Source organism: Oleiphilus sp. HI0043 (genome assembly GCF_001634935.1).
Genome location: NZ_LWEY01000147.1, coordinates 1 through 17150, shown reverse-complemented (window position 1 = coordinate 17150; position 17150 = coordinate 1). Strand labels below are relative to the sequence as shown.

General features: G+C 45.4%; 10 protein-coding genes. 3 read left to right on the top strand and 7 right to left on the bottom strand.

Features of this window, described 5'->3' with window-relative positions:
• The first annotated feature begins 57 nt into the window (after nucleotides 1–57).
• Entirely contained in the window at nucleotides 58–963 is a 906-nt protein-coding gene (locus A3729_RS02835) for an acyltransferase (RefSeq protein ID WP_068509953.1), read from the top strand.
• A 147-nt stretch (nucleotides 964–1110) separates the two neighbouring features.
• On the opposite strand, the gene nhaB is transcribed toward A3729_RS02835, so the two are convergent.
• The 3 genes from nhaB to A3729_RS02820 all read right to left on the bottom strand — a co-directional run bounded on the left by nhaB (nucleotide 1111) and on the right by A3729_RS02820 (nucleotide 4695).
• Nucleotides 1111–2613 (bottom strand): sodium/proton antiporter NhaB, encoded by a 1503-nt coding sequence (gene nhaB, locus A3729_RS02830; RefSeq protein ID WP_068633105.1) that lies wholly within the window; start codon nucleotides 2611–2613, stop codon nucleotides 1111–1113.
• A gap of 233 nt (nucleotides 2614–2846) precedes the next feature.
• A complete protein-coding gene (locus tag A3729_RS02825) occupies nucleotides 2847–4127 on the bottom strand; it encodes an Ig-like domain-containing protein (protein ID WP_068509950.1) in 1281 nt (426 codons plus the stop codon).
• 16 nt (nucleotides 4128–4143) lie between these two features.
• The gene (locus A3729_RS02820; protein ID WP_068509584.1) at nucleotides 4144–4695 is read right to left on the bottom strand and encodes an outer membrane beta-barrel protein; all 552 of its coding nucleotides are present in this window, start codon (nucleotides 4693–4695) and stop codon (nucleotides 4144–4146) included.
• 185 nt (nucleotides 4696–4880) lie between these two features.
• Here A3729_RS02820 and A3729_RS02815 point away from each other — a divergent pair, with 185 nt between their 5' ends.
• Nucleotides 4881–7598, top strand: a complete 2718-nt coding sequence (locus A3729_RS02815) for a methyl-accepting chemotaxis protein (RefSeq protein WP_068633103.1) — start codon at nucleotides 4881–4883, stop codon at nucleotides 7596–7598.
• Between the two features lie 99 nt (nucleotides 7599–7697).
• On the top strand, nucleotides 7698–8585 hold the full coding sequence (locus A3729_RS02810) for a CPBP family intramembrane glutamic endopeptidase (protein ID WP_197475500.1): 888 nt from the start codon (nucleotides 7698–7700) through the stop codon (nucleotides 8583–8585).
• A 78-nt stretch (nucleotides 8586–8663) separates the two neighbouring features.
• Here the strand turns inward: A3729_RS02810 and A3729_RS02805 are convergent, their stop codons facing one another.
• The 4 genes from A3729_RS02805 to A3729_RS02790 all read right to left on the bottom strand — a co-directional run bounded on the left by A3729_RS02805 (nucleotide 8664) and on the right by A3729_RS02790 (nucleotide 16849).
• Nucleotides 8664–10592, bottom strand: a complete 1929-nt coding sequence (locus A3729_RS02805) for a DmsC/YnfH family molybdoenzyme membrane anchor subunit (RefSeq protein ID WP_068633107.1) — start codon at nucleotides 10590–10592, stop codon at nucleotides 8664–8666.
• A gap of 1 nt (nucleotide 10593) precedes the next feature.
• The gene (locus tag A3729_RS02800; protein WP_068633098.1) at nucleotides 10594–12783 is read right to left on the bottom strand and encodes a molybdopterin oxidoreductase family protein; all 2190 of its coding nucleotides are present in this window, start codon (nucleotides 12781–12783) and stop codon (nucleotides 10594–10596) included.
• Nucleotides 12784–13196: 413 nt separating this feature from the next.
• Complete coding sequence (gene acs, locus A3729_RS02795) at nucleotides 13197–15149, bottom strand: acetate--CoA ligase (RefSeq protein WP_068509939.1); 1953 nt, start codon at nucleotides 15147–15149, stop codon at nucleotides 13197–13199.
• A gap of 53 nt (nucleotides 15150–15202) precedes the next feature.
• Nucleotides 15203–16849: a P-loop NTPase gene (locus A3729_RS02790; RefSeq protein WP_197470091.1), complete on the bottom strand. Its 1647-nt coding sequence runs from the start codon at nucleotides 16847–16849 to the stop codon at nucleotides 15203–15205.
• Nucleotides 16850–17150: the final 301 nt, after the last annotated feature.

Here is a 17150-nt window from a genome sequence, read left to right as displayed (position 1 = left end):
CTTGTACTTGTAGGTGTCTCTCGATAAAATTTTACTAAAATACTATGAGGGGTATATATGCTCAGCTTTCTTCCTGGCCCAGTTAAAGGGGCTATTATTCTGATTTTAGTTATTCTGAACACTTTGCTCTGGATGCCTATTTTAGTCGTTGGCGCTCTGCTTAAGATCATCATTCCCATCAATATCGTCAAAAAAATTGTGACTAAAACCCTTATTGCCTGTGCAACAAACTGGGTTTCTATGAACAACTTTTTTATGGCAATGTTTCTGAAGGTTGAGTGGGATTTTACCAGTGTTGAAGGGCTAACAAAAAATGATTGGTACTTTGTAAATTGTAATCATCAATCTTGGTCAGATATTCCAATCACTCAAAAAATCTTGAACCGCAAAATCCCTATGCTTAAGTTCTTCCTTAAAAAAGAACTTATCTGGGTACCGATTATTGGCATCTGCTGGTGGGCTTTGGACTTCCCTTTCATGAAGCGCTCCACTCCAGCACAAATAAAGAAAGATCCATCACTTGCCGGTAAAGATCTGGAAACCACACAAAAGGCTTGTGAGAAGTTTAAAACAACGCCAGTATCAGTATTTAACTTCCTCGAAGGTACTCGTTTCACACCGGAAAAGCATGCGCGCCAAGAGTCCCCATTCACAAACCTGCTAAAGCCTAAAGCGGGTGGAGCAGCTTTTGTTCTAGGCAGTATGGGCTCTCAAATGAATACCATGCTGGATCTTACAATTGTTTACCACGATAAAGATATCGGACCGTGGGATCTCTTCTGTGGTCGTATTTCGAAAGTAACCGTCCATATTAACAAAATAGAAATACCTAAAGAGTTCTTAGGTAAAGACTATAGTAGCGACCCTGAGTTTAAAGCAGCTTTTCAAGCTTGGTTAAATACACTTTGGGAAAATAAAGATCAGCTAATTACGGATATTAAAACACGTAATAATATCAACTAACGGTAGGAATAAATCCGAACTCATATCAGCCCGAAACAATCATCTTGCTTCGGGCTTTTTTGTGCCTCTTAGCCTGACCGGCAGCCCGGCATTTAAAGCATCCATAATTAAGCCCGGACAGGCCGGGCTATATCAAGCATTCATAGCCTAGAGTGTGAGATAAACACCTAGATAGCCAACAACACCTAATACCACAGTATATGGCAAGGCCATAACCACCATCTTGCCATATGATAAACGCACCAATGGCGCTATCGCAGAGGTCAACAAGAACAAGAAGGCCGCCTGACCATTTGGCGTTGCAACACTAGGTAGGTTTGTTCCGGTATTAATCGCTATGGCAAGCTTTTCAAAATGCTCGCGACTAATAGAACCGGCATCAAAGGCACTCTTCACTTCATCGATATAAACAGTCGCAACAAAGACATTATCACTAATCATCGACAGTACTCCATTCGCAATGAAGAACATGCCAGGCTGGGCACTTTCATCAAGCGACAGAACATAGTTAATCACACCCGAAAATAAGTGCAGCTCATGAATTACACCGACAATCGTGAAAAAGACAACGAGTAAAGCTGTAAACGGTAATGCCTCTTCAAACGCTTTACCAATTTGATGCTCTTCATTGATCCCAGTAAAGACAGTTGCAAGAATAATGACTGTTAAACCAATTAGCCCTACCGCAGCCAAATGCAAAGCTAGTGATACGCATAACAGTACTGCCACTGCACCTTGAGCAATCAACTTAGCTTTAAATTCCGGGGTCATTTTAGCCTTCTCTTCCTGATCAAAGTTTTCTAGAATCTTCCGAACCGAGCCTGGAATCTTAGCCCCGTAGTCAAATTTTTTGGTTTTCTCTAACAGAATACAAGTAAGCAAGCCAAAAAACAGAACCGGCATTGTAATCGGTGCCATTTGCAAGAAAAACTCTACGAAGTCCCAACCCAGTTTTTCAGAAATTAGTAGATTCTGAGGCTCACCCACCTGTGTACAGACACCACCCAAGGCAGTCCCTACAGCACCATGCATCATCAAGCTACGTAAGAATGCTCGAAACTGGGCAAGGGCCTGACGATGATCCTCATGAACGTCATCATCATCTCCATGGTCATGATCAATATGATGAAACTTCTTGCCCGACGCGACTTTGTGGTAGACAGAGTAAAAACCGACACAGACACTGATAATGACTGCGGTAACAGTTAAAGCATCGAGAAAAGCTGACAAAACAGCTGAAGCAACACAAAAGACTAAGGACAATTGCGTCTTCGATCGAATACCAAGAATGATTTTGGTAAATACGATGAGCAGCATACTCTTCATAAAATAAATCCCCGCCACCATGAAGATCAGCAACAGAATAACCTGCAAGTTATTCTCAAGTTCATGATAAACCGTCTCGGGCGACACCATACCTATCAGCACGGCTTCCAGCGCTAGCAAGCCACCCGGCTGCAATGGATAACACTTTAATGCCATCGCCAAGGTAAAAATGAACTGCACTATCAATAGCCATCCCGCAACATAAGGCGCAAGGGTAAACAAGATAGGATTAAAGACTAAAAATGCAATAATTGCGTTCTTGTACCAACTGGGCGTGTTGCCCAAAAAGTTTTTATAAAAAGCCTGCGATAAACTTCTGGCCATTCTAACTTCCTAAATCTCAGGGCTACAAGATTGGTATTTCATAGGGTGCTGAAATACGTCCTAATACGTAGCGAACTGCAACTCACTGAGTCAATGCGGATAATTAACTACTTGATGTAACAGACATAAAAAAGAGGGGTTTCCGCAATAAACACTGTGTCGTGCTTACTGCGGTAACTTTCAGTGCCCGTTTCCGGGGCGGCGGGGATTGTACGCTAAAAAACTAGCAAGTCCTATTCAACTTTAATGAAAAAATAAATATCTACATTGATATCGTTATCATCATCTTTATAACGAACCTGGTATTCAGACTCCCCCACGGCATCAAAGGTCACTAAGCCCGAACTAGAGATGTCAGCAGCCTCACCTGAAAGCGCAGTTCCGATCACCGACCAACTAGTTTCTTCCTCATCAGCCAGATCAACAATCCCTTCATCCCCTTTAGTATCAACGGTATAGAGTTTTAGCTGCGCCTCGCCGTCTTCCAGATCCAGTTCAATAGTGTCATCATCGTTATAGCTGTCATTCCCATACTTTACACGAAGCGATACCACCTCAACCGCTGCCTCTACATCTACCGCAAGTAAGGCTGACTGCAGCTCTCCTGAGCCTCCGGGGTCACAAGTAGCACTCACATTGCTAGACCCTTCAAGCAGTAGTTCAGCCAAGCCAGTGTCGGTATCAGAGAATGCCAGAATTGTTATATCAGAAGACCCCCATTGGACGTTTTCAGTTATATCAACGGGGTCTGAGCCATAATCACCCAGCGCTGAAAATTGACTACTTTCTTCCGCATAGAGCATTTCATCAGCAGAGCTGACGGAAATACTAGTCAGACCTCCCGCCACGACTGAAACTGTCACCCCTTCACTATCAATATCATCCTGGCTTGCTATGATTTGCGCATCATCAATAGACAAACCAGAGAGGACTCCTTTATCTTCTCTCGAGCCATCAGACAGCGCTACATCACCAACATAAATAACCGAGCTATCACTGACACTCCAGCTTACTTTATCCGAAATGTCTGCCTCATCACCGTCACTATATGTTCCCCTTGCAAGCAGTTGTTGCGAGGATGTTTGACATACTGGAAGGCTCGCAGGTTGATTACTGACGGCTATCGAGACCAAGGGTGCATCGGAAGAGCGCAATGCCTTAGTCGCCGAAAGGTCGGCAAGCCGTGCTATTACATCCGCCGTACCGTTAGATTTACCTGTCGCCACACCATTACTATTCACCGATATAATCGAAGAGTCTGAACTCGACCAGCTTACCGAACTTGTAATATCAATCTGGCTGGCACCGCCATCAACATTTCCCAAGGCTGTGAATGTCTCGGTCTCCCCTTCACGCACGCGATCATTCGAGGAAACAATAGAAATAGAGGTCAAATTCTTAGTGTTGACTTCAACGGCTTGAATATAAGTTTGCTCATTACCCACACCACAAGCTGTTAAGACAAAGCTAACTAAAAGTAAAACAGCCCGTGTCATCTTTTTTACTGAACACATATTAAGTCCTTTTTAACTAGAAACTTTGGCGTAAGCCCAAGCTCACACCATCCAGAGAGAGGTGATCCTCATCATAATAACGAAGGCCCTGAATATTGATAAAGGTCTCACTCGAACCCAAACGAAATTCAGCACCACCACCGTAGACAACGCCATGATACAACTCTCTATCTACGGGGCTGGAGGCGCTGCGGGTCATTTCCAGTTCAGACATGCCATAGCCAAGCAAGATAAACAATTTCCCACCGTTCTCAGCCTCTGGAGACTCGAAACGACCCAATATCCCAACCGAAGATACGAGACTCATATCAATACCAATATCGTCTCCCTCAGTGACACCTTGTGCGGCATAAACTTCAAGCCCTACTTGAGGCTCCAAATATAATCCCGCTCTCAGACCAGCTCCAGAGATATCGAACTCCGCTTCGCCACTTTGTTCATTACCAATAGTATTTATCAGGTAGTGGGCATCCAGCCCGGCATAATATTTAGGTTTATCTTCTGCAAAAGCGATACTGCTTAGAGCAAGTAAACATATACTCCCCCCAATGCATTTCTTTAAATTCATTCTCGTCTTCCCTTATCCATACCTTAAATAATGGTTTCCTAGCTTATCAAACTAGCGAGCAATCTTATCCTAATTTTTCGTTAAGCCAGAACAATAAAAATTTATCTACCACTAAGGTGATATTGTTTTTTTGAACTACATTGATACAGGCCCCAATCCTTATCAACTAATGGACGGTAATAAACATGAACCATCAAGAACAAATACAACCTCAATGGAAGCTAATTATCGGCTTCGCGCTAGCTTTGCTGATCACAGTTGGCTCGCTATTATCTGGTAGTGGGGCTATCGGCATATCCGGTAGTATTATCGCGCTTATCCTGGTGACCGCCATCGCATTCATTAACATCCATAACACACAGAACAATCTGGGCGCCCCAATCTCTCAGGTGAAGCATTTAGTCGATGAAATTTCCATGGGGAACTTTTCGAACGCTTCAGAAAATACTGGTGCGAAGAACAATAGCCTAGCCTCCAAGCTACAGGCTTTAGCTTATAGCCAACAGGAAAAACAAAACGAAATAGAGGCTTCTCAAGCCTCCACTCAGCGGATTATCTCTGCCTTAAACGTCTGCAACACCAATGTCATGATGGCCGATGATGACTACAACATTGTCTATATGAATGACTCCGTAAAGGAAATGATGCAAAGTGCTGAAGCAGACTTAAAAGTGGTACTTCCCAACTTTAATGCTCAAGCACTTATGGGAGAGAGTATTGATGTCTTCCATAAAAATCCGGCTCACCAACGGAGTATGCTAGAAGGCTTGCAAACTCAATATAACGGAAAAATCCAAGTTGGCACTCGAACATTCAGTTTGATAGCCACACCAATCTTTGATGATGAACACCAACGACTCGGCACCGTCGTCGAGTGGGATGATCAAACCGCGCAGCTAGCCAAGGAACAGGCTGAAGCTCAGTTGGCAGCAGACAATACGCGAATCAAACTAGCGCTAGATGTGTGTAGCACCAACGTCATGATGGCCGACGCTGAGTTCAATATCATTTATATGAATGAATCAGTACAAGAAATGATGAAAACTGCGGAAAGCGACTTGAAAGCAGAGCTTTCTCGCTTCGACGCCGATAACCTGATTGGCAACAATATCGACATCTTCCATAAGAATCCAGCGCATCAACGCAGCATGCTTGAGAAGCTCACCAGCACTTACCAAACCAACATTACGGTTGGGCCACGCACATTTAACTTAATCGCGACCCCTATTTTTGCTGAAAACAAAGAACGAATCGGTACTGTCGTTGAATGGAATGACCGAACAGAAGCGCTTGCTCAAGAAACAAAAGCCAAACAACTCGCCGAGGAAAATGCAGGCGTTAGACTGGCTCTCGATGTTTGTAATACCAATGTGATGATGGCCGATGCAAATTACAACATCAATTATATGAACAAAGCAGTACAGAATATGATGCGCGTAGCTGAGGCAGACTTACGCAAAGTGCTGCCAAACTTTGATGCCAATAACCTTGTTGGCAACAACATCGATGTTTTCCACAAAAACCCTGCACACCAACGCAGTATGCTTGAGCGTCTGACCAGTACATATCAAACTGAAATTAAGGTCGGTGTACGTACCTTTGGCCTAACTGCGACACCTATATATGGCGAAGACCAAACTCGCTTGGGTACCGTCGTTGAATGGTCAGATAGAACTGATGAGGTTGCGCTAGAAGGTGAAATTAACAGTTTGATAAATGCCGCCAACGATGGAGACCTTCGACAACGAATTGACCTAACCGGTAAAAGTGGCTTCTTCGAAAACCTCAGTAATGGTTTGAACTCTCTAATGGACAAGACATCCGAGTTTGTCAGTGAAGTCGGCGTGATATTTGAAGCAATGTCTGAAGGTGATCTCACCAAGAGTATCGAAAACAATTACAAGGGCGAGTTACTTGCCATCAAAAACAATGCAAATAACAGCGTTACCAAACTAAGTGAAGTGCTAACACGCATTCAAATCGCCTCAGAAACGGTTCGCACTTCTTCACAAGAAGTCGCGGAAGGCTCCGATGACTTAAGTCGACGAACCGAATCGCAAGCCAGCTCACTGGAAGAAACCGCTTCCAGCATGGAGCAAATTACAGCCACCGTAAAACAAACGTCGGAAAATGCCTCCGAGTCAAACACTATGGCAAGCGATGCGAAGGGTAAAGCGGAGCAAGGCGGTGAAGTTGTTCAAGGTGCCGTTAGTGCGATGCGTGAAATAATGGAATCTAGCAACAAGATCAACGACATTATCGGCGTGATCGATGAAATTGCCTTCCAGACCAACCTCCTCGCCTTGAATGCTGCGGTTGAAGCCGCAAGAGCTGGTGAGCAAGGCCGTGGCTTTGCTGTCGTTGCTGGAGAGGTTCGTACCTTATCGCAACGTTCTGCTGCCGCGGCGAAGGAAATCAAAGACTTGATTCGTGACAGTGTAAACAAGGTAGAATCCGGCTCAGCCATGGTTAACCAGTCTGGGCAAATGCTCAATGACATCGTCCAGTCAGTTGATCGCGTTGCCAAGATGATCAATGACGTCAACACTGCAGCAATCGAACAAAATAGCGGTATCAGTCAAATCAATCAGGCCGTTGCGCAAATGGACGAAATGACTCAGCAGAACGCGGCTTTGGTTGAGCAAACCTCTGCTGCAAGCCGTTCAATGTCTGAAGAAGCGAGCAACATGAATCGCCTGATTGCCTTCTTCCGCTTAGATGCTTCGCAGAGCTCGCATAGTTCTTCTCCCTCCTTCGCTTCAGCTCCGTCAACACCTGCAGCAAGTTACAGTGCACCAGAACCAACTAAAGAACCTGTCATCACCTACCAGGCAAGCAGTGCTGCGCAAGAGGATAACGGTGCAGCTTCGTTTTCAGAAGACGATGAGTGGGAAGACTTCTAAAAACACTTGATATCACGCATACTCAAAAAGACCGGTATATTTCCGGTCTTTTTTTTCGACTTTAGTAAACTGGATTTACAATTGTAAATGTATAGCTATATGGATATTCAACTGCCTCTCGAATTACTTCCAAGCTTTTCTGTCTACACACTGCTAGTCAGCTTATTGCTCAAGCCCGGCAAGCCACCTAGCCTACTTCTAAGCTTACCCTTGCTCGCAATCTTGCTGATTACAAGCTGGCTAACGCAAGTTATCGATTGGCGAACTGCTGCTTTCCTTGTTTTCGCCACGCTGATCATTAGTCAGGTTCAATCAAAGCATTTACCAATAAAAACCTTCGCCTGGATATTTTTAAGCCTTGTGCCCTTGATGCTAGCCTTACACCTTGTTCCCGGCTTTACTAAAACCACGGTCTTCGGCCCGGCCTTACTTGGTAACTCAAGCATTCCTTACACCCTAAGTGCTCACCTTGATAAAGCCTTGGGCGCAGTATTAATCTTATTTTGCTTTCGCTACTGGGTCAGCAATACGAGCCCTTCAAACCTGAAGAACGAAACCAACATAAAGCCCGAGCTATTCGCCAAGCTCGGCTTCGCTATGTTTGGGATTTTTCTGATCGGCTACATTTTGGGCGTCAATACAGATTTTAAATTCGGCCAGCTGACTTTGGCCTTTATTTTTATTAATCTGTTTGTGACCTGCATCGCTGAAGAAGCGTTCTTCAGGCTAATCATTCAGCGCTTTATATTCCTAAAATCGTCTACAGCCAGCGCCGCCATCATTGGCTCATCCCTTCTGTTCACTCTTGCTCACTTCCATACAGGGCCCGGGGCGATAGAGAGGCTCAGCCTAATCTTTGCCGCGGGTTTACTCTACGCATGGAGTTACCAGCGAAGCAATTCTCTGCTACTTGCTATCCTGCTTCACTTTAGCATTAACCTGATTCACTTTAGCTTCTTCGTTTATCCTGCCTCTTTTACTCATTGATGACTAAGCACGCACTAAATTCTATTGGCAATAAGGCCACTTTCTTTCGAAAGCAGCCTTCTCTTAAGTCACTTGCGATTAGTGTAGGTCAGGTACAACACCCACCTGAGGCATTTCTGCCAAACCAATGTCTCTGGCATGTTCTTCAAACCCTTTGTTCTTCCAGAAGAAAGCCCCTGGCATGGTTGTAGGTACAACCAATACATAGAAGAGTGCACGACCAACTAACAACATAATGATCATGCCAAGCCCCGCAGCGATACCAATCAGTGCAGCTGAAATACCGGTAGGCGCCCAGATAAAGAAGACTGCAGAGATAAGCAAGCCAAGCACTAAGCTGACGTTTCTCGCCAAGTAAGTATTGCCAAACGTCGTCCACTGAATGTAGTGCGCTGCTGCGCCCTCTCCCTGTTCAGTATTCAGGTAACGAGCATGAGCAACAAGACCTATTGACTCAACCAGCAAGCCAATAAAGACCAGACCAGACAAGACACTCAGAAGTGGTGCAAAGCTTAAATCTTGAAGCGAATAAGCAATACAAGCAAACACGGCAAAAACAATTCCGCCGACACTAAACATACTGCCAAAGAAGCTGGTCAATACCTGCCAATGATTCCAGAACGGGCGAGCTTTAATTCGATAGATACAGTGCATGAAGTACAAACCTATCAAAGCAGAGATCACCGCAAAACCACCCGCAATAGATATCAGCAAATCTAGGATACCCAACTGCAACCATTCATTGATCGCAGACAACACGGTATAGCCACATAGGCCCGCGAAGAACATGGCTATACCCAAGGCTTCCCGACTAAGTGGTGACCAACGCAAGTTATTAAACCCACGGTAGAAACGCAAAGGCTTACCCAAGTGCAGCGTAGAAAGGAATAAACCCAAGGCCTGAACAAAAATCATCGCACCCAATAATGGATACTTCATCGCACTTTGATCTAAAAATGCAAAGGCTTCAGGGAAGATAGACGGCCCCAACAGCAAAATCATAAAGGCACCGATCACTGCTTGAGTCGACAAGGTGAACATAACCAAAGGATTTTCTCGCGAACTTAGACGCTTCAAATTCCAAGATCGCTCTTTACCTGCTTTCTCATCTACAACTGAACGATAACTTCCATCTTCTTGCTTATGGTACTTGAGAGGCTGAACATCTGTTCGCGTCATCTCTTCCGGTAGAGTTTTGATCTGCTGGAAACGAATATTAGGTTGCGTAATTGATGGGTCAGGGAAGCCAGGGATACTCGCCTCAGTCTGCTCTCTATTTTCTGGCGTATCTTCAATAACACCAAAGTTCAATGCATTACCCAAACAGGCCGACACACAGGCTGGCTTCAAGCCTACTTCTAAGCGGTCAACACACATATTACACTTCGATACCTGACCTTTAACCGGGTCAAGCTGTGGTGCGTTATAAGGACAAACCCAAGTACAGTAACCACAACCAAAGCAGGTATCAGGATCCTGGAGTACCGCACCATATTCAGTATGCTTGGTATAAGCCTTTGTTGGACAGCCCTTCAAACAAACCGGGTCGTCACAATGGTTACACGCCATTGATATGTTCATGCGCTTATAGTCAGGGTAGGAACCCCCTTCTACATAACCAACCGAGCGGAAAGCCAAGTGAGCCGGATTTTCATTCTTTTCACTACAAGCGGCTTCGCAGGCATGGCAACCGATACAGTTGTCAGCGGTAAAGTGAAATCCGTGCTGCTTGTTTCGATTAGGGTTGCAACCTACAGAGGGGTTTTCATTGATCTGCATCGATCGCCCCTGCTCGAACGCGCCTTCGGTCAGATCCAATAAGTCAATCTTCTGCCCATAGCGGTTTTCTTCGCTTTCGTTCTTCTTCACCTTAGGATCATACAGCTTTGCATAGCCTTGCTCGTTATCCCTGAAGGTAAAAGTCGGTCTTTCGTTGGTGTTCTTTTCTTCGTTCGGCACACCGATCTGGTCCAAGCGGTCACGAACTTTTACTAATAAATTCAGCATATTAATATCCTCTTCGCTCAGCATTTAATTGACCAGCCACCGACTGGTCGACCGGTTCTATCTTGATCGCACACTGCTTAAAGGCAGGTTGCCTTGAGTGTGGGTCAAGCAAACCAAGCGAGACACGATTAACACAATCATGAAAGTGAAAAGGAATGAAAACCATATTTCTAGGAACTCTCTGCGTTAGCTGTACCATCACCACGGCATCACCGCGGCGCGAAACAATTCTCACATACGATTGATGCGCTACGCCTAACTCTGCAGCTGCGTCAGGGTTCATTTCCATGTAGGGGGTTGGGCTGAACTTATTCAGGTTACCCAACTTCCCGGTCTTAGTTCGGGTATGGAAGTGCTCCACTACCCGGCCACTATTCATCCAGAAGGGGTACTTGTCGCAAGGTGTTTCATTATTCTCGATATACGGCAAAGGAATCAGGTTCGCCTTCTTGCTCTTAGTCTGGAACTTACCGTCCGTATACAAACGAGGGTCGCCCTTGCCACTGTCATTTCCTTCGCGATAAGGCCACTGAATCCCTCTGGCTTCTTCCAGTATTTCATGCGTCATACCTGAAATATCTAAGGTTCTGCCATCACCTTTCGATAGCTGGCGCATTTCTTCAAAGGCCTCTGCCGTGGTATCAGGGAAGTTAATCTTCTGGCCATTCTCAAAACGCTTGGCCATTTCGTTAAAGATCCAGAAATCCGGCTTAGAGTTGGCATAAGGCTCAACCACTTTACGCACTAGGTTTACACGACGCTCCGTATTAGTGAAGCAACCTTCCTTTTCTGCCCAAACTGAACCCGGAAGATAGACATGAGAATATTGATTGGTTTCAACGTCACGGTAACTATCCTGAACAACCAAGAACTCCAGTTTTTCAAGCGTCTTACGAATTCGAGAGGTTTGCGGCATCGAGGTCATTGGGTTAGTCGCGATCAACCACAAGGCTTTAATCTGGCCCGTTTCAATTGCCGGGAAGATATCGGTTTGTTGCATCCCACGCTTAGTCGGGAAGAAGTCAGCATCGATACCCCAAAAATCTGCAATTTCCTGGCGGTGCTCTTCATTTTCCAAAGCCCTGTATCCTGGTAAGCCAGAACAAGAAGACCATTCACGCGTCCCCATAGCATTACACTGACCTGTAATAGACAAGCTGGTACCACCTGGCTTACCGATATTTCCGGTAATCAGGTTCAAGTTATTGATACCGACAACGCCGTCTGAACCATGAGTGCTCTGGTTAATCCCCATCGTCCAAATACTCATTGCAGCACCGGCTTTCGCATACAAGCGCGCGACATTACGAATCGTATCTTCATCAATACCACATATTTTTGAAGCACTGACCGGGTCGTAGTCCTTAACCAATGCTTCAACTTCTTCTATGCCCTGGGTGTTTGCATTGATGTAGTCTCGGTCTTCAAGACTTTCAGCCAAGATCACATGCATCAAACTATTCTGGAGCACCACATCGGTGCCAGGCGTGATGGGTAAGTGAATATCAGCAAATTGCGCCAACATGGTTACACGAGGGTCAACAACAATTACCGGGAATTTTCGCTTCTCTAAGGCCTCTTTAAGTCGCCAATAGATAATCGGGTGTTGCTCAGGCAGGTTTGAGCCCCAGGCAATTAAGCACTCCGTATGCTCAAAGTCCTCATAACAACCAGGAGGTCCGTCAGAACCAAAAGAGCGCTTATAGCCTGAAACGGCAGAAGCCATGCAAAGCGTCGTATTACCATCATAATGATTGGTACCAATACAACCTCGCACCAATTTACCCAAAGTATAAAATTCTTCAGTGAAGATCTGCCCAGTCGAGACGACAGCGACAGAATCTTTGCCGTACTTTTCCTGGATTCGCTTGAATTCAGCGGCCGTCTTATCGAGCGCTTGGTCCCAGCTGGCAGGCTTAAAGTCTTGATAGAATTTGTCGCGCATCAGAGGTTGACCACCGCGGCCCTCTGAATCAAATAGTTGGTGCTCAAAAATACCTTTAATACATAGCTTCCCACGATTTACATCTGCCCCGGTATCACCACGGGTTCCTACCGCTTTTCCATCCTCATCGATACCGACTTCAATCGAGCAACCAGTCGAGCAATAACCACAGGTGGTGTACTTCCATTCCTTAACAGGTTTTTCTACTATCTTGATAGGCTTTCTGTCTTTTCGACCAAACAACATAAACAAACACTCTCTCAATAATGAGCACCAATGCCGTGCAATACCTGAGCAATTTACTCAAGAATTGCACCAAGCTAGCGCAACATTTCTATAAGTCATTGATTTATAGATTAATAATTTTAGTAGCTGGAGTGATTTGCAATTAGCGAGCCAAGTTGTTGTCTAAATGATATCAGGGAAATTGCTGTCGATTTTACTGCTGGATCTGGCGGAGTGTTTTGTAGACAGAGCGGCCGTCCCAGGCTCGCTAGAGGGCTAGCAAGGGGGCAGATTCTGCGAGAGGTGGAACCGTTTGCCTACGGATTCGAGAAAAACCATACTTGTAGGCAGAGCCTTCCACGGCTCGCTGGCGGGCTAGCAAGGGTCAGGTTCTGCGAGGGGTTTCCCCCTCTGCCTACAGTAGCGTTGATTGCTTACTTGTTCAGTCGTTCATCAACCAATTTGGCGACCACTGAAGGATCGGCCAAGGTAGAGATATCCCCCAAGCTATCATGCTCGTTCGCGGCTATCTTGCGCAAAATACGGCGCATGATTTTACCAGAACGGGTCTTTGGCAACGCCGGTGCCCACTGTATGATATCCGGTGTCGCGACAGGGCCAATCTCTTTTCTCACCCATTGCTTCAAGGTGTCTTTGAGCGCGTCATTTAGGTCAATGTCATGGTCATGCATCATACTGACATAGACATAAATACCTTGGCCTTTAATATCGTGAGGGTAGCCAACAACAGCGGCTTCGGCAACATCTGGGTGAGCCACTAATGCACTTTCGATTTCAGCGGTGCCCATTCTGTGCCCCGAAATATTCAAGACATCATCAACACGACCGGTAATCCAGTAATAACCATCTTCATCGCGACGCGCACCATCACCTGTGAAGTACATACCTTCATAGGTACTAAAGTAGGTCTGGATAAAGCGTTCATGGTCGCCGTAGACAGTACGCATCTGCCCAGGCCAGCTATCCAGCATAACTAAATTACCTTCAGCTGCACCTTCCAGAATATTGCCTTCATTGTCGACAATCGCAGGTTTAACACCGAATAGAGGGCGTGTCGCCGAGCCAGGCTTTAATTCCGTGGCGCCAGGCAAAGGAGAAATCAGCACCCCACCCGTCTCGGTCTGCCACCAAGTATCGACAATCGGGCACTTTTCTTTACCTACTACACGGTGATACCAGTCCCAGGCTTCTGGGTTGATTGGTTCACCCACGCTTCCCAGCAAACGCAAGCTTGATAGGTCGCATTTTTCAACATAGGCATCGCCTTCTGCCATCAAGGCTCGAATTGCGGTCGGCGCAGTGTAGATAACGTTAATCTTATGCTTTTCAACAATCTGCCAAAAACGCGAAAAATCAGGGTAGTTCGGCACACCTTCATACATAACATTCACAGCACCATTCGCTAGCGGCCCATAAAGCATGTAAGTGTGGCCGGTGATCCAACCAAAATCAGCTGTACACCAGTAAACATCATTTTCCTGATAATCAAAAACAACTTCATGCGTCAGCGAGGCATAGACCATGTAACCGCCAGTCGTATGAAGAACACCTTTAGGCTTACCCGTCGAACCAGAGGTATAAAGCATAAAGAGCGGGTCTTCGGCATTCATTGGCTCAGGTTCACACTCACTCGAAGCACCTGCCAAAAGTTCATGATACCAAAGGTCTCGACCCTCGACCCAATTAACATCATTGCCGGTGCGTTTTAACACAAAGACATTTTCAACCGTCGTGACCGCATCGGTTTCAATCGCTGCATCGACATTTTTCTTTAGAGGAATCGCTTTGGCACCACGTACGCCTTCATCAGCCGTCACGACCCATTTCGCTGCACCGTCAGCGATACGAGCAGCCAAGGCTTCAGGAGAAAAACCACCAAACACAACAGAATGAATGGCACCAATACGAGCACAGGCCAACATCGCTACAGCAGTTTCAGGAACATTAGGCATATAGATAGTGACAATGTCGCCCTTTTTTACACCTGTTTGTCGCATGGCGTTGGCAAACTTACACGTTTCTTCGTACAGCTCTCGATAGGAAATATGCTTAGAAGAATCTAGCTCATCTCCCTCAAAGATAACTGCAGTCTGTTCACCACGCTCAGCCAAGTGGCGATCTAGACAATTTACCGAAGCATTCAAGACACCGTCGTAATACCAGCGAATATGCAAATCATTAGAAGAAAACGATACATCTTTTACCTGGGAATAAGGTTTGATCCATTCAAGGCGCTTTCCCTGCTCTGCCCAGAACGATTCATTGTCATCCTGCGACTGCTGATAAAGCGCTTGATAACGGTCTTGATCGATATTAGTGCGGGCTTTAGCCTGCGCGTGAATGGGATAAACTTTTTGATTACTCATGAGATGTCTCCGGTCCTTGTAGAGCCTCACTATTCAGAGTCTCTTTTTATTCTTTATGAGTCACCGGAAGAGTCGACTAAAGACGCATACTTGATTGATTCTAATAAACTTTCCAGTGGTATATCTTCAGCTGAGGAGCGAATTGCTCGCGCTAGAACTTGTTGATCACCAAAACCAGAAGCGTCATAACGGGCTTTGGATTGTCTGAGCTTTATCGACTGGCGGTATTCATCCAAACCGATGCGTTCATAATCAGACAATAACAATTGTTTTTGTTCTTCACTCAACTGATCAGGATCCAGAGAATGCAGCAAGCTATGAAGAAGGTCAACTGCTGCATTGCCCAGACGATCACCAAAACTGTAAATACACCCAGACAACAAAGTCACCATCTGTTCGGGTGTTGTATTTTTATCGCTAAAGAAGTTATTTAAACGAAGCCGTAGATCGACCCATGCATCTTCAGAATGCTCTGATAGCGGCTCCTCTACTAGCTCTGCTTTTTGCTCAACATAACGTTCAACGCTAGCTTCAACGCCGGAATCCAAAGCATTGTCTTCAACATGGATCTCTGATTCAGGAGACAAGTCGCCTTGAGCTTCCCGAACTTGGTCAAGCAAGGTTTGTTCATAACTCGAGACCGCTCTTTTATTCCCCTGGGATTGCTCTCCTGCCGAGCTAAAGCTTGCCATTTGCTCACGCAGCTTATCAAAAGAGCCCGGTTTATGAAGAGACGTCGTTTTTCTTGTCGAAGCCGCTTGTTTGGCCGCGATGCTTTTCTGTGGGCGAGCGACTTGTCGCTCTACTACTTTTTGCCAATAGGCGCTAAAGGCCAAACGCGGAACGCCTGTCTGGCTAAACAGGTCATCTATTTTTTCTGCTAAGCGATAAAAACAACGAGCGGAAGGATCGGTTTTAGGATAAAGCGCAACAGGACGCTGCAAGCTGACTGCCGCTCGCATGCTTTCATCCATCCATACCGAGCCCAGGTATTCTGTATTCAGGTCCAGATACTTACTAACGGCTTGTGAAAAGCGCTGAAAGACCTTCTTAGCTTGCGCCGCATTAGAGACCATATTGACAACAATCTGAACCTTTCGTCGATAACCGCGGCGTTTGAGCACCTTAAGCAGAGAGAACGCATCAGTTAAAGAGGTTGGCTCGGGGGTCACCACAACGACAGCAACTTGAGACGCGGCAATAAAATGAAGAACGGTTGGAGAAATACCCGCGGCTGTGTCGACCATCATATAGTCATAATGAGGCTCAATTGCACGAATAGAAGTCACCAGCCTTTGTTGCTGCCCGACATCCAACTCAACACACTGAGCGAAACCCGATGCTCCTGGAATGACCTGGATACCCTCGGGCCCTTCGAGCACGATATCCTGAATCGACTTTTCACCCGTGAACAAATGCTCCAGCGTATAGGCGGGATAGAGCCCCAACATGATATTGGTATTAGCTAAGCCGGTATCACCATCTAGCAAGCACACTTTGGAGCCGCTTTTTGACAAAGCAATCGCCAGATTAATTGAAACACTCGTCTTACCTACACCACCTTTTCCGCCAGTGATCGCGATTACACGGGGTATTTTATTCTTGTCTAGCATCACCGCAAAAAGGCCTTTCAAGGTAACAGTTTTAATACTAAATTCAGTGCGCTTGCCCTGCAGGCAATACGTTTTAGGTTCAAACAAACACATTACCATGCGCACATCATGAACTCGCCCATTCTACCGACTTTAAGATAGATAAAACACCAAATCACGCACAACAACCAAGTAGTATTTTTCTAGTAGCAAATCTCACTTTTAAACAATTACTTAAAAAAAGTGCAATAAATGTTTAATTTGTATAGAGTATTGTCTAATATATGCTCAATAATAACGTTCTTTAAAAGACGATTTTTTATCATAAAAAGCCATGACTACAGACAACACACAACAAATAATGAACGAATTGAAGGTAAATAAGCTACCTTCTCTTCCTCATGTATTG

Excerpts from the sequence above, each read along its gene's own strand:
- A3729_RS02820 (WP_068509584.1), bottom strand. The coding sequence starts at position 4,695 with ATGAATTTAAAGAAATGCATTGGGGGGAGTATATGTTTACTTGCTCTA.
- A3729_RS02810 (WP_197475500.1), top strand. The coding sequence starts at position 7,698 with ATGGATATTCAACTGCCTCTCGAATTACTTCCAAGCTTTTCTGTCTAC.
- A3729_RS02800 (WP_068633098.1), bottom strand. The coding sequence starts at position 12,783 with ATGTTGTTTGGTCGAAAAGACAGAAAGCCTATCAAGATAGTAGAAAAA.
- acs (WP_068509939.1), bottom strand. The coding sequence starts at position 15,149 with ATGAGTAATCAAAAAGTTTATCCCATTCACGCGCAGGCTAAAGCCCGC.
- A3729_RS02835 (WP_068509953.1), top strand. The coding sequence starts at position 58 with ATGCTCAGCTTTCTTCCTGGCCCAGTTAAAGGGGCTATTATTCTGATT.
- A3729_RS02825 (WP_068509950.1), bottom strand. The coding sequence starts at position 4,127 with ATGTGTTCAGTAAAAAAGATGACACGGGCTGTTTTACTTTTAGTTAGC.
- nhaB (WP_068633105.1), bottom strand. The coding sequence starts at position 2,613 with ATGGCCAGAAGTTTATCGCAGGCTTTTTATAAAAACTTTTTGGGCAAC.
- A3729_RS02815 (WP_068633103.1), top strand. The coding sequence starts at position 4,881 with ATGAACCATCAAGAACAAATACAACCTCAATGGAAGCTAATTATCGGC.
- A3729_RS02805 (WP_068633107.1), bottom strand. The coding sequence starts at position 10,592 with ATGCTGAATTTATTAGTAAAAGTTCGTGACCGCTTGGACCAGATCGGT.